This window comes from Pedobacter sp. BS3 (genome assembly GCF_008274585.1).
Taxonomy (GTDB): Bacteria; Bacteroidota; Bacteroidia; order Sphingobacteriales; family Sphingobacteriaceae; genus Hufsiella_A.
Genome location: NZ_VTRT01000009.1, coordinates 1 through 13,667 on the forward strand (window position 1 = coordinate 1; position 13,667 = coordinate 13,667).

General features: G+C 37.3%; 7 protein-coding genes and 1 CRISPR repeat array. Of the genes, 1 reads left to right on the forward strand and 6 read right to left on the reverse strand.

From position 1 onward, the window contains the following. Window positions 1-197: 197 nt before the first annotated feature. Together FW774_RS20555 and FW774_RS18550 are read right to left on the reverse strand one after the other, a co-directional pair. Entirely contained in the window at window positions 198-572 is a 375-nt protein-coding gene (locus FW774_RS20555) for a PDDEXK nuclease domain-containing protein (protein WP_197739890.1), read from the reverse strand. Beyond that, window positions 520-1,278 carry a PDDEXK nuclease domain-containing protein gene (locus tag FW774_RS18550; RefSeq protein WP_197739891.1) on the reverse strand — a complete coding sequence of 253 codons (759 nt, stop codon included), beginning with the start codon at window positions 1,276-1,278 and terminating at the stop codon, window positions 520-522. The genes FW774_RS20555 and FW774_RS18550 overlap by 53 nt, the downstream gene beginning before the upstream one ends. 197 nt (window positions 1,279-1,475) lie before the next feature. Here FW774_RS18550 and FW774_RS18555 point away from each other — a divergent pair, with 197 nt between their 5' ends. Continuing rightward, window positions 1,476-2,099, forward strand: coding sequence for a DUF2652 domain-containing protein (locus FW774_RS18555; RefSeq protein WP_149349753.1), 624 nt, complete (start codon window positions 1,476-1,478; stop codon window positions 2,097-2,099). Here the strand turns inward: FW774_RS18555 and FW774_RS18560 are convergent. The 4 genes from FW774_RS18560 to cas2 all read right to left on the reverse strand — a co-directional run bounded on the left by FW774_RS18560 (window position 2,091) and on the right by cas2 (window position 13,667). Beyond that, on the reverse strand, window positions 2,091-3,290 hold the full coding sequence (locus tag FW774_RS18560) for a Pycsar system effector family protein (RefSeq protein ID WP_149349754.1): 1,200 nt from the start codon (window positions 3,288-3,290) through the stop codon (window positions 2,091-2,093). The two genes, FW774_RS18555 and FW774_RS18560, sit on opposite strands and share 9 nt — an antisense overlap. Window positions 3,291-3,427: 137 nt before the next feature. Next, window positions 3,428-4,213 carry a 5'-nucleotidase, lipoprotein e(P4) family gene (locus tag FW774_RS18565; protein ID WP_242457881.1) on the reverse strand — a complete coding sequence of 262 codons (786 nt, stop codon included), beginning with the start codon at window positions 4,211-4,213 and terminating at the stop codon, window positions 3,428-3,430. A 1-nt stretch (window position 4,214) separates the two neighbouring features. Then, window positions 4,215-5,066 (reverse strand): phosphodiester glycosidase family protein, encoded by an 852-nt coding sequence (locus FW774_RS18570; protein WP_149349756.1) that lies wholly within the window; start codon window positions 5,064-5,066, stop codon window positions 4,215-4,217. A gap of 156 nt (window positions 5,067-5,222) precedes the next feature. Then, window positions 5,223-13,196: direct repeats of the CRISPR family, unit length 30 nt; unit sequence ATTTCAATTCAACTATTGTGCGATTAAGAG. A 207-nt stretch (window positions 13,197-13,403) separates the two neighbouring features. After that, a complete protein-coding gene (gene cas2 / locus FW774_RS18575) occupies window positions 13,404-13,667 on the reverse strand; it encodes a CRISPR-associated endonuclease Cas2 (protein ID WP_149349758.1) in 264 nt (87 codons plus the stop codon).

Consider the following 13,667-nt stretch of genomic DNA (forward strand, 5'->3'; position numbering starts at 1 on the left):
TAAAGTTCTGAATTTCTTTAATCACAATAGGAATGACCTACATCTTTTTTTACTTACACAAAATTCAAGACACTACCAGACAAGAAGGGTTGTAAGTTTATAGAACCCTGCATTGTGCTTGCGCCGTTACAAACACCGGGTAATGATGGTTCCGTTTTACAAACAAGACTAAATCGATGTAAATGACGAGTTTAGGTTTAATCTTTATTCAACAGGTTTTGCTCCATTTCTTCAATAGTAGGCAATGATGTTTTAAGGTTCTCCGGCAGAATATCGGTCAATTCAAACTCGCTTACACCCATTGGTTTGTTAATATCCCGCAAGGCAAATTCGGCTTCAAGGTTATTCTTATCCCTGCAAAGCAGAATCCCGATAGTTGGCTTATCCTCTTTTTCTTTCAGCAGGGAATCTATTGCCGATAAATAGAAGTTGAGCTTGCCGGCATACTCCGGAATAAATTTTGTGTTTTTAAGCTCGATAACTACATAACATTTCAGCCTGATGTGGTAAAAAAGCAGATCAATATAATAATCGTTCCCTGCAATTTCCAGGTGATATTGCTGGGCCGACAAACGCAAAGCCTTTACCTAATTCTAAAAGGAATTTCCGGATATGATGCACTAATTGGTTTTCAATATCCCTCTCCCTGGCAGATTCAGCGAGAGAAAGGAAATCAAAAATGTACGGGTCTTTGAGCGTTTGCTGTGCCAGATCAGAAAATGGTTCAGGCAAGGTAGCTTTAAAATTGGTAACAGCATTTCCCTGCCGTTTATGCAATCCGGCTTTAATTTGCAATGCCAGGTTATCCCGGCTCCAGTTATTTTCAATAGTTTTCCGGATATAGAAATAAGCGTCCTGCACTGTTTTAACTTTATCAATTATCAACTTTATATGTCCCCACGGGATTTGCTTTGCCAGTTGTTCAACCTTTAAATATATTTCGTCCCCAGTTTGGGGACTAATTAAGCGACTATCCCCAGCTTGGGGACTAATTGAAAAATAAGTATAAAACAACTTACAATATTTCAAATTAGTAACAGAGAATCCACTCATCTCTGGAAACTCATCTTTCAGATCTTTTGAAACACGTTCCAAAACCTTATCTCCCCAGTTACTCTGATTCATTTTTTCGGCAATCATTTTACCCAACTCCCAATAAAAAGTTATTAAAGCGCTGTTTACAGCAAGAGCTGCTTTAATTTGAGCAGAACGGATTTTACTTTTTATTGCAATAATCCAATTCCTATACTCTTTATCTGCCAGGATTTCGTTGCTCATATTTATTGAAACTATAACTGTGATTTTGCAATAGACATTTGCTGTTATCTATCAAAAATAAAAGTATTTTCAGGGAACTGTATTTGAAGGCTCAAAATTTATTAGACATAACTCACTCCTATTACATGCATCTTCCCAGTTTATTATGAAATGCTTAGGTATTTAGTAGTTTTGCACCTTAATTATCAGGATTGTCCATGCAACAACACTCAGACTTGCTGCCCACTTTTTTTTGCATTCCGGATATTACGGGGTTTACCAGGTTGATTACGACCGCAGATGTTGCGTTCAGTAACGAGGTAATTCCTTCCCTGCTGCGAAAAATGATAGATTGCAATTACCTGGATATGAATGTAGGAGAGGTTGAAGGCGATGCTGTATTTTTTTATCGTACCGGGAAGCTGCCTTCTGTTAATAGTGTCATTAAACAATGTACTTTATTCTACCAGTGCTTTCACCGCTATATCAAAAGTATCGAACAATCTGACCCGGAGAATTATAAGGCACATCTGGCTAACGGACAATTGGGTCTCAAAATCATTATCCATTATGGCAATATCAGCACATCAAACATTAAAGGCCGGGTAAAGCTTATCGGTGAGGATGTGATTATTGCTCATCGATTGCTTAAAAACAGCATTATCCAAAATGAATATATCCTGTTTACAAACCACTACCTGCAACATATTAAGGAAACGGCTTTACACAAACTGATTACCTGGGATGAGCTGAAGTATGGCAGCGAAAACTTCGATTTTATTGGTGAGATTTCTTATCGATATTGTTCTCCTCCGCCGCTATCACCTGCTTCTTTACATTGAGAAAATCACAATAACAATAAAGCCGACAGCACATACACTCAGTCCTATCATGAAAATGTTATACGCCCAGTTTAGCAAACGGTATTTTTTTACCAGCACTGCTCCCAAATGGTATAAGTCTACCGACATGCTGTTGTAAAGCTCTCCCTGCTGTTCCTTTAACTCATCTATCCGCCGTACAAACTCATCAAGCTGCAGTTGGGCAAAATTACCAAAAAACAGAACGCTGGCCTTCTTATTACTCACTTCGTATTTCTCATGGGCGTTTATAGTAGGTCGTGCCGATAGAATGGCAAAAATCACCGATAACAGGCTCGTAAGCAGTAAAGCTGCCATTGGGAATACAAAACGGACACTGGAAAGTATTTCGGGCTCTGAACTGGCAAATGTATAGCCTGAGCCGAACAATGTAATAATTAAGGAGATAATAATGGTATTGATATTAATCATGATATGCGCTTTATTGTCGGCAATAGAGCTCAGATTAATGTGATAGGAATATACCGAACGGTACAGTGTTTCTATTCCGCGTCCCAGCTTAGCCTGTTTTTCTGTACTTTTTTCGGCTTTGCTCAGGGCTTTTTCCTTATCGGCTTTTAAGCGGGCAATAACGTCGTGCTGTTTGCGGATATTGGCTTCACGCTGACTGCCGTATTTGTTTTGGGCTTCTTCTGTTTTAAAATTAACTGTCAGCAAAAAGCATAATTGTAATTCGGCCCACTCCAGATCGGTATATTTTTTATTCAGGCAATTCTCCCACTCAATACGCAATAATTCAGCTTTTTCATTCATCTTCTTTTTGCCGATATTAATCAGATCGGCATCGTGAAGAATCTCCTGTAATGTACCATCGGGGGTGACATTAAATCGTGTAGATAAGATCAATTGCTCAATTTCGCGGATGTCATCATCTTTATAATGTCCCGTAAGGCGATTTTTCATGATCTCCACACTCTTTTCCTCATGGCCTTCATACGTTTCGATATATCCGCTATCGTGAAACCATGCGGCTAACAGCAATACTTCCAGGTCACGGCTGGTAAGATTATAGGCTTCGGCCAGTTCTTTACATACTTTAACGGTTTGTTCGGTGTGTTTAAAACTGTGATATACGCATTTCTCAGGTAGTTTATCTTTAAAAAGGCCGAAAATAAACTCGGAAGTATCCTGTAGTATCGGATTATTTTTCATAAATCAGGCTGATATATCAAACCAATAAATAATAACTTGGTTATAGCTGTTACACATGCAATTTACGTATTATGAACAGATTTACTATTTTTTTGTTGGTGGCAAAACTGCAATTGAACCTGCGCCGGTGTGCTGCTTTACCTGCTGTAATCTTTTAACTTTTGCAAACGTATTTCTGAACGTTGTTGTTCTGAGATCCCATGTTTGTGCTCGTAAATAGTCTGTTCCCAATCGCCATACATCGGATTGGGCAATACAATATATTTTGTACCGAACCAGGTGCTGCTTTTATCGGTGCAGGCTTTTGTATCTTTTCCCTGGCGATAAAATTCATTAGAAAAATCGCTCAGGTTGTCGCCACATAATAACAGGATGTTGTATGCTGCCGCAAGTGCCTGCCGCCGTGGTTCTTTATCAGACGTGCCATGCTTCAGCAACAAATGCCTGCCATCAGCAAACGGAAAACCAAACTGCTGTAAATTTTTCAGCGTTCCTAAAGAATCGGCAGATTCACGGTTGGAGATATAAAACGTTTCCACCTGTCTGGATGCCGCATAGTTCAAAAAGCTCAAAGCTCCCGGGACGGTATCGGCTGCCGCCAGGTTAGTCCATTCCGTCCAGTCTTTCTGCGAAAAGCTGATGCCTTTTTTAATTTCGTGCCCCTGGAAAGCAGAATTATCCAGCACGGTTTCATCAATATCTACTACCACACAATTTTTCTTTGTACTGTCTGATGCTTTTAACGCCCCATCTAATGAGATCCTGGCAAAACTATAGGCCTGAAAGCACAAAGCACGATACTCACCGGCATGCTGCTGCCATAAAACCGCTACGCTGTAATCACGGGCCGGCGAAGCTGTTTGTGCAAATGCTCCGGCAAAAGCAAAAAGCGTTACTGCTAACCCTACATACTTTTTCATCATGTTATTTCGTTGTTTTTTCCGGCGTTAACAAGATAACATTAGCAACTTTACGCTCGCCCTGATTATCCCATTTTTTATTATCCGAAGGATGATTAACCACGCCCCTTCCTTTCACCCACATGGTTGTGGAACCGCCTCCATCCAGATTAATGGCAAACGAAGCGTGCAACCAACGTGAAAGCTTCTCAAGCTCATATAAGCTCATGCCGGCAGCATGTTCATTACGCCCATCAACCGTTATCAGTAACACCTTATTTTTAGCTAAGGCAATTGCCGTACGCGGGTTTCGGTAACGGGCAAATGCGGCCGTGTCTGTCAAAACAGCGCTATCGCGATAAATCAGTAATGGCCCGGTCAGCATCACATTTTCGGCCGGAAGATTATGCTCCCAGTTGGCAGAGCCGTCCCACTTAGCCATACTCATCTTTCCATTTGAGATCAGCAGGGCAGCCTGCTGATGCCGGGCACGTTGTCCCAAGGGGTACGGCTTATTCTCATTGATAATCTGTCCGTTTACTTTAATGAAATCGGCCGAACCGCCATTCTTCACATCAAAAAATGTTCCATTTATGGCAGCCAGGGCATTGGCCGATGCCGCAAAATCACTGGTACGTCGTAATGCTTTATGCTCAAAGCCTATTGAAAACTGCTTATTCTTATTTTTTATTTCGAGAATGCTGATGAACTGGTTACTACCAAACAGGTTATTTTCAAATTGACATTGCTTTAGTTTTACACCGTGCTTAATGCGGCTGGTGTTCCACTTTGCCTGTGTAAACGCCAATGAGTCTGTCTGTGCATAAATGCTTCCTGTAACAACAGATAATAGAAAGAATAAAAGAAGCTTCTTCATCTTAAAAAGTCAAAATTAAAAATTAAAAAATCAAAAGTTGAGCAAAGCGACAGACCAACCATCCGGGATTAAAACCACCGCAAGTTAAAGCATAAATGCCAATGCTATTACGATTAAGAGTAACGTACAAAAGTCCTATTTCCTTTTAGGTCGAAAATTTCAATTCAACTATTGTGCGATTAAGAGTTCAATTCCATGATAATGATTGTTTGAGTTGTGTTAAATTTCAATTCAACTATTGTGCGATTAAGAGGGGGGCGGTTCTGTGATAGACGGCCTGCCTATTTAATTTCAATTCAACTATTGTGCGATTAAGAGATATGCGGGAAACCGCCGAATTTCTGGATAAACACGAATTTCAATTCAACTATTGTGCGATTAAGAGATGCCTGATATACTTCAAACACATGCACATGCAGTTATTTCAATTCAACTATTGTGCGATTAAGAGTACGCACCATTAACAACATTGCCGATGTAAACGAAAATTTCAATTCAACTATTGTGCGATTAAGAGCTGCCTGCGTACCTGCCAGCACCTCATTATTAACGTATTTCAATTCAACTATTGTGCGATTAAGAGAAAAAATGGGATTGGGGTAATGATGGAGACCCCAAATTTCAATTCAACTATTGTGCGATTAAGAGTAAACATTTCGCTGGTTTTGTTGTACTTTTGTAGATTTCAATTCAACTATTGTGCGATTAAGAGTTACGAAGCTGTAGACAACTCTATGACCGCCCCCAATTTCAATTCAACTATTGTGCGATTAAGAGGGCATTTGCAGCCGGGGCCAGCCCCGAAATTGTAAATTTCAATTCAACTATTGTGCGATTAAGAGGATAACGAGAAAAAAGAAAGTTTCCGCACATCGGTATTTCAATTCAACTATTGTGCGATTAAGAGTAAATCTTTATCATCCAGTTGTAACACGTCCTGGGCATTTCAATTCAACTATTGTGCGATTAAGAGCGGCACGATGTGCCATTTGTGGGTAAATTCATCAATTTCAATTCAACTATTGTGCGATTAAGAGGTAGGTACAGACGTGCCCTATGCGCAGATACACAAATTTCAATTCAACTATTGTGCGATTAAGAGGTGCCTTCCAAGACATCATCAACAAATCCTGGTAATATTTCAATTCAACTATTGTGCGATTAAGAGTGCCAGATGGATGGTTATGGGCGATTATAACTGTATTTCAATTCAACTATTGTGCGATTAAGAGAAATGATGGCATCGCCAAAGTAAAAGGCGAGGTACAATTTCAATTCAACTATTGTGCGATTAAGAGTACCATAAACGCTATTAACGAATCTACAACAATTGAATTTCAATTCAACTATTGTGCGATTAAGAGTGAGAAAGGCGGCAACTACATTGAGATTGGAAGATTATTTCAATTCAACTATTGTGCGATTAAGAGTTAATGTAATATTAGCAGTCCCGTCAAAACTAACTCCATTTCAATTCAACTATTGTGCGATTAAGAGTACCATAAACGCTATTAACGAATCTACAACAATTGAATTTCAATTCAACTATTGTGCGATTAAGAGTGAGAAAGGCGGCAACTACATTGAGATTGGAAGATTATTTCAATTCAACTATTGTGCGATTAAGAGTTAATGTAATATTAGCAGTCCCGTCAAAACTAACTCCATTTCAATTCAACTATTGTGCGATTAAGAGTACCATAAACGCTATTAACGAATCTACAACAATTGAATTTCAATTCAACTATTGTGCGATTAAGAGTGAGAAAGGCGGCAACTACATTGAGATTGGAAGATTATTTCAATTCAACTATTGTGCGATTAAGAGTTAATGTAATATTAGCAGTCCCGTCAAAACTAACTCCATTTCAATTCAACTATTGTGCGATTAAGAGCAAACTTTTACTAATTACCGCTGCATTTTTTTCACCATTTCAATTCAACTATTGTGCGATTAAGAGCGTATAGAGCGGTTAGGCGGCTTTACTTATGCTATATTTCAATTCAACTATTGTGCGATTAAGAGATTAATTCCCTGGATGGATTGGACAAAAAACTAGCATTTCAATTCAACTATTGTGCGATTAAGAGCTGTTTACTACTATTTAGCTGCATCTGTGGTCTGGTCATTTCAATTCAACTATTGTGCGATTAAGAGCCCATCAGAACTATCTCTTGTCGAACCTATATATTCATTTCAATTCAACTATTGTGCGATTAAGAGTTTAACAACCTCTGTTCTGTCGTCGCTGTGCTTTAATTTCAATTCAACTATTGTGCGATTAAGAGTCAAAGTTGATATACCGGCCGTCAAGCTGATGCAATTTCAATTCAACTATTGTGCGATTAAGAGTGATTAAAAAGTCAAAAGACATACGGGCAGAGCTATTTCAATTCAACTATTGTGCGATTAAGAGTTTTGATTGAGCTTAATTATTTCCTCATCTGTCTGCATTTCAATTCAACTATTGTGCGATTAAGAGTAACCCGATAAGGCTTGTTTTACAGGAAGAATACGAATTTCAATTCAACTATTGTGCGATTAAGAGAATTTGGTCTTGGTCAGCTTCCTGACATACCGCTTATATTTCAATTCAACTATTGTGCGATTAAGAGTGCATGAAGCAACATATAGACTGGTATAAAAACGCATTTCAATTCAACTATTGTGCGATTAAGAGATAATCACGCAGGACTTTATCATTTAACAAGTCCATTTCAATTCAACTATTGTGCGATTAAGAGATTTATGAAGAAGGCGAAGAAGGGGCACTAAGTATATTTCAATTCAACTATTGTGCGATTAAGAGCCTGATGGCTTCGCCGGATGTAATACATACTTGCATTTCAATTCAACTATTGTGCGATTAAGAGTAATACCAATGAAACTACATCCGAAAATACAGGAACATTTCAATTCAACTATTGTGCGATTAAGAGTAAACCTGTGGAGGCCGCCAACATTCCTGCAAGAATTTCAATTCAACTATTGTGCGATTAAGAGGATGGAAATAAATTGAACAACTCCGTATCAAACCTATTTCAATTCAACTATTGTGCGATTAAGAGAAGCGTAAGGAAATCATACTTCTTATTGGGAAGAAAATTTCAATTCAACTATTGTGCGATTAAGAGCTAAAGCCCCTCAAATAAGGGGCTTTATCGTTTTCCATTTCAATTCAACTATTGTGCGATTAAGAGCAGGGGATAAAGCTTTTAATGATTTTGGTTTCTCCCATTTCAATTCAACTATTGTGCGATTAAGAGGGCTTTCTAACCTGGGTTTATAGCCGCCTTTCTCGTATTTCAATTCAACTATTGTGCGATTAAGAGGCCATGCGGAGTATGTAGAGTGGTATGTGGTAGGCTAATTTCAATTCAACTATTGTGCGATTAAGAGTCCCGATAACTTAAATTCTAATGAAACTATACAGCATTTCAATTCAACTATTGTGCGATTAAGAGAAATCAAACCATTTATCAGGGTAGTGTTTCATACCTATTTCAATTCAACTATTGTGCGATTAAGAGCCACAGCCGGGAATATGTATTAAACGGGTGGCATAAATTTCAATTCAACTATTGTGCGATTAAGAGTCGATTCATCCCCCCGCATCTATGGATTACAAATATTTCAATTCAACTATTGTGCGATTAAGAGTAGGCAGTCTTTTTCTGTTCCACAGAATGGAATAGTATTTCAATTCAACTATTGTGCGATTAAGAGGTTTCATACCTTGAACGCAGTCCATAAGGTAAACCTCATTTCAATTCAACTATTGTGCGATTAAGAGGCGTTTAAGTAAAACATTCCGTGTTTTTTTATACATTTCAATTCAACTATTGTGCGATTAAGAGTTCACCGGTCTAAAAAGGCAGATGCTGCATGCTTATTTCAATTCAACTATTGTGCGATTAAGAGCCATGCGCTTTATAGCTATTAAGTGTTGGTAGATTATATTTCAATTCAACTATTGTGCGATTAAGAGATAACAAAGAGTGGTTTTTGACTGGCTTTAAAGCATTTCAATTCAACTATTGTGCGATTAAGAGATTCCCCCAGCTCAACCGACTGAATCCCGGGAGCACAATTTCAATTCAACTATTGTGCGATTAAGAGTAAGTGCAAACAAGTATCAATTAAATTTTGTCGGCTTATTTCAATTCAACTATTGTGCGATTAAGAGACGCAAGCGATGGGTTGGTTTCCTGCTCCCATTTTAATTTCAATTCAACTATTGTGCGATTAAGAGCCGTGCCACTTGGCTTTGTACTCAATTATCACATATTTCAATTCAACTATTGTGCGATTAAGAGTACAACTTGCTATTTTCGCAGAAATAAAACAGACCCATTTCAATTCAACTATTGTGCGATTAAGAGGGCGCCAACTCCACCTACACCACCGCAATCAAAGGAATTTCAATTCAACTATTGTGCGATTAAGAGATAATCGAACAAAAAGATTTAATCACCCTATTAAAATTTCAATTCAACTATTGTGCGATTAAGAGAGCCCTGCGTTCAGTCGTTTCTTACCCAATACCTGAATTTCAATTCAACTATTGTGCGATTAAGAGTATTGAGGGTAACCTGCAGGGAAATTCCCGCATACATTTCAATTCAACTATTGTGCGATTAAGAGTAAAGTTCAGGAATGGACAACGGAAATACGAAAAGAATTTCAATTCAACTATTGTGCGATTAAGAGTCCGAAAAGGATTGTTGCTAACATTTCAATTTTAGCATTTCAATTCAACTATTGTGCGATTAAGAGATGGTAGTGCAAGGGTATTTCAATATGCAAGAGGAAAATTTCAATTCAACTATTGTGCGATTAAGAGCCACTGCTACACCCCGCATTGCAATTAAAGGCCGATTTCAATTCAACTATTGTGCGATTAAGAGTAGAGAATGGCTGACCAGTACAAGAGCTGATAACAAATTTCAATTCAACTATTGTGCGATTAAGAGCTTCAATCGCTCCTTTATATCATCTTTATCTTCCAATTTCAATTCAACTATTGTGCGATTAAGAGATAAATACCTGTGCCAAACCTGTACGGTAGAACTCGATTTCAATTCAACTATTGTGCGATTAAGAGTACATCAGCCTGTCTAATATCCATAAGCCAGTTGAATTTCAATTCAACTATTGTGCGATTAAGAGCGTATATCGGTATGTTTGATGCTTCACGGTAAGTTATTTCAATTCAACTATTGTGCGATTAAGAGAAAACGCACTTAGGTTAACCAGAGATGTGACAAAATTTCAATTCAACTATTGTGCGATTAAGAGTATGAGGTGAAGTTATCTGCAAATCACCCTAAATAATTTCAATTCAACTATTGTGCGATTAAGAGCTCATATCGGTTATGCGTTAATGGCGGGGAATGTTTGATTTCAATTCAACTATTGTGCGATTAAGAGAAAGCCACAAAACGCAATTAAAAACTATTTCAACAAATTTCAATTCAACTATTGTGCGATTAAGAGCCATTTACGCCAACAGACAGATAAAGTCTTTCATATTTCAATTCAACTATTGTGCGATTAAGAGTAACAACAACGATACACAGCAAGTATATAAAATAGTTAATTTCAATTCAACTATTGTGCGATTAAGAGCAAAATGTTCAAACATTTTAGCGACTTTGTCAAAATTTCAATTCAACTATTGTGCGATTAAGAGTGGCAATCAAACATACCTGGCACGCATTGATGCGCATTTCAATTCAACTATTGTGCGATTAAGAGCTCATTTACCTGAACCGGAAGAAAACGACTATAACTAATTTCAATTCAACTATTGTGCGATTAAGAGTATGACCGAACATATTTGTCCTAAATGTGGTAACAAATTTCAATTCAACTATTGTGCGATTAAGAGTAAAGAGCTTTTAAAAGCTACTAAATGATAAGTCTATTTCAATTCAACTATTGTGCGATTAAGAGACAAGGCAGATAAAAAAAGAATTGGGATTGCCATTCCCATTTCAATTCAACTATTGTGCGATTAAGAGTGATGCATTTACGAAGTTCATCCAGCAGGCATATAAATTTCAATTCAACTATTGTGCGATTAAGAGATGTATATGGTATAATCATAATCAGGCAGATATTTAATTTCAATTCAACTATTGTGCGATTAAGAGGGCTTTTAGTCTTGGTTTCGCTATGCAGGTGGACGAATTTCAATTCAACTATTGTGCGATTAAGAGTCCGACTGCTGTTTCTTTCTTAATCGGTTTTTGTTATTTCAATTCAACTATTGTGCGATTAAGAGTAAACGCCGCCAATCTTGCGACCCTATATCCCTAATTTCAATTCAACTATTGTGCGATTAAGAGCGCCTTTGCGAAGGTGTGGCACGCTTTCAGAAACTACACATTTCAATTCAACTATTGTGCGATTAAGAGATGCAGACCAATGCCGAAAAGATATTATTAACGCTAATTTCAATTCAACTATTGTGCGATTAAGAGCATCCTTAGGCAATTCATTAATTACCTGCCAGTTGCATTTCAATTCAACTATTGTGCGATTAAGAGAAACCCGACAATGCTATGCGGCTCGATGTTCAATTATTTCAATTCAACTATTGTGCGATTAAGAGTCTTGCATACTTTCTTTTTGCTGCCATATTATTTATTTCAATTCAACTATTGTGCGATTAAGAGAGAAACAGGGGGAAAGGCTAACGCTGCCCTCAAAATATTTCAATTCAACTATTGTGCGATTAAGAGTCAATTGCTTAACGGGTTTGAAAAAACGCTATACAATTTCAATTCAACTATTGTGCGATTAAGAGTTCTTGTTATCTTGCAGACCTAAGTCACGGGCTAATTTCAATTCAACTATTGTGCGATTAAGAGATTCAACAGAACATCAGATAGTTGTCTATCCTGAAGAATTTCAATTCAACTATTGTGCGATTAAGAGCCGGGATAGTCCATTTGTTCAAGCATGCCCGATTTATATTTCAATTCAACTATTGTGCGATTAAGAGAAAAATGTTTTTTTAAGCCCTACCGTCATCATCTCAATTTCAATTCAACTATTGTGCGATTAAGAGACGCATGTTGTTACAAGTTGCCTGTCTGCAACGCCCATTTCAATTCAACTATTGTGCGATTAAGAGAAAACATCTACAGGCAATGATGTACTCCAATTGTACAAATTTCAATTCAACTATTGTGCGATTAAGAGCATACATCAATTTATCTTTATTGGCTTCAAACTCAATTTCAATTCAACTATTGTGCGATTAAGAGAGACAATGTGTATATTTACATCATGAAACAATTAAATTTCAATTCAACTATTGTGCGATTAAGAGTCCTGCGCCGGGGTATTAGACCAAATCCGGTACAAAATTTCAATTCAACTATTGTGCGATTAAGAGTTCAAAACCCTCCGATTTAACCGGTAACACCTCCGAATTTCAATTCAACTATTGTGCGATTAAGAGGACTATTTCACGGGGATATAGTACCGATTTAAGCTCATTTCAATTCAACTATTGTGCGATTAAGAGTGAAATTCTTTTTAAGATACACAGCAACACCAAAATTTCAATTCAACTATTGTGCGATTAAGAGAACAACGGCTATTTACACGCATATAAGCCATAACCATTTCAATTCAACTATTGTGCGATTAAGAGCCGTATTGAACTTTTAGTACATACCCATCTATAGTCATTTCAATTCAACTATTGTGCGATTAAGAGCCGTAAGGGATTTGCACTTAAAACTTAACATGTCCTAATTTCAATTCAACTATTGTGCGATTAAGAGATAGAAAAACAAAATTACAAATGTGCTTTAACTGGATTTCAATTCAACTATTGTGCGATTAAGAGCAGACAGGGTTTGGAAATATACCAATCAGTTTAAAAAATTTCAATTCAACTATTGTGCGATTAAGAGAACAAAAGCCAATTAAGAAAGAAACAGCAGTCGGAATATTTCAATTCAACTATTGTGCGATTAAGAGTGGTCTGCTGAAAAAAACTCGATATAACTGCCATTATTTCAATTCAACTATTGTGCGATTAAGAGAGTGTACCGTATTAACGGTAATAAGCTATCTGACAAATTTCAATTCAACTATTGTGCGATTAAGAGCCGTCATATTGACAACGATAAAAAGCCTATTTTCAAGGCTTTAGAGTTTCAAAATTAAACATTTTTACCAGAAAAAGTTGTCGATATCCGATAATATGATTTACCCCGGACATCGACAACCGATTATATTGCTTGCCTGCAAAGATTTTTTTATTTTACCAGTATGTCAAAGAACTTTCCTTGGCTTCATTGTTTCAGCATCGACAACTAAATAAAAGTATCCAGTTCATTTTTCTCTTTACCTACAAGCTGTTTTTCCAACCATTTCTCATTCCTGTTCTTAAAAACAATAATACTGTCACATGCTTCATCCATAACCTCTCTGGCCCGATGTAATAGTTCTTTTAACTTTACTTCGGTTATTTCTCCTTCAAACACACTGTTCTGTATCCAGTTAAGGTATTGCCTACACAATTTAAGCATTTTTCCCACTCTTTTTTCGCCTATATCATATACCACAATTACATACAT

Coding starts and splice junctions, on each gene's coding strand:
- cas2 (WP_149349758.1), bottom strand. CDS start 13,667: ATGTATGTAATTGTGGTATATGATATAGGCGAAAAAAGAGTGGGAAAA.
- FW774_RS18555 (WP_149349753.1), top strand. CDS start 1,476: ATGCAACAACACTCAGACTTGCTGCCCACTTTTTTTTGCATTCCGGAT.
- FW774_RS18570 (WP_149349756.1), bottom strand. CDS start 5,066: ATGAAGAAGCTTCTTTTATTCTTTCTATTATCTGTTGTTACAGGAAGC.
- FW774_RS18565 (WP_242457881.1), bottom strand. CDS start 4,213: ATGATGAAAAAGTATGTAGGGTTAGCAGTAACGCTTTTTGCTTTTGCC.
- FW774_RS18560 (WP_149349754.1), bottom strand. CDS start 3,290: ATGAAAAATAATCCGATACTACAGGATACTTCCGAGTTTATTTTCGGC.
- FW774_RS18550 (WP_197739891.1), bottom strand. CDS start 1,278: ATGAGCAACGAAATCCTGGCAGATAAAGAGTATAGGAATTGGATTATT.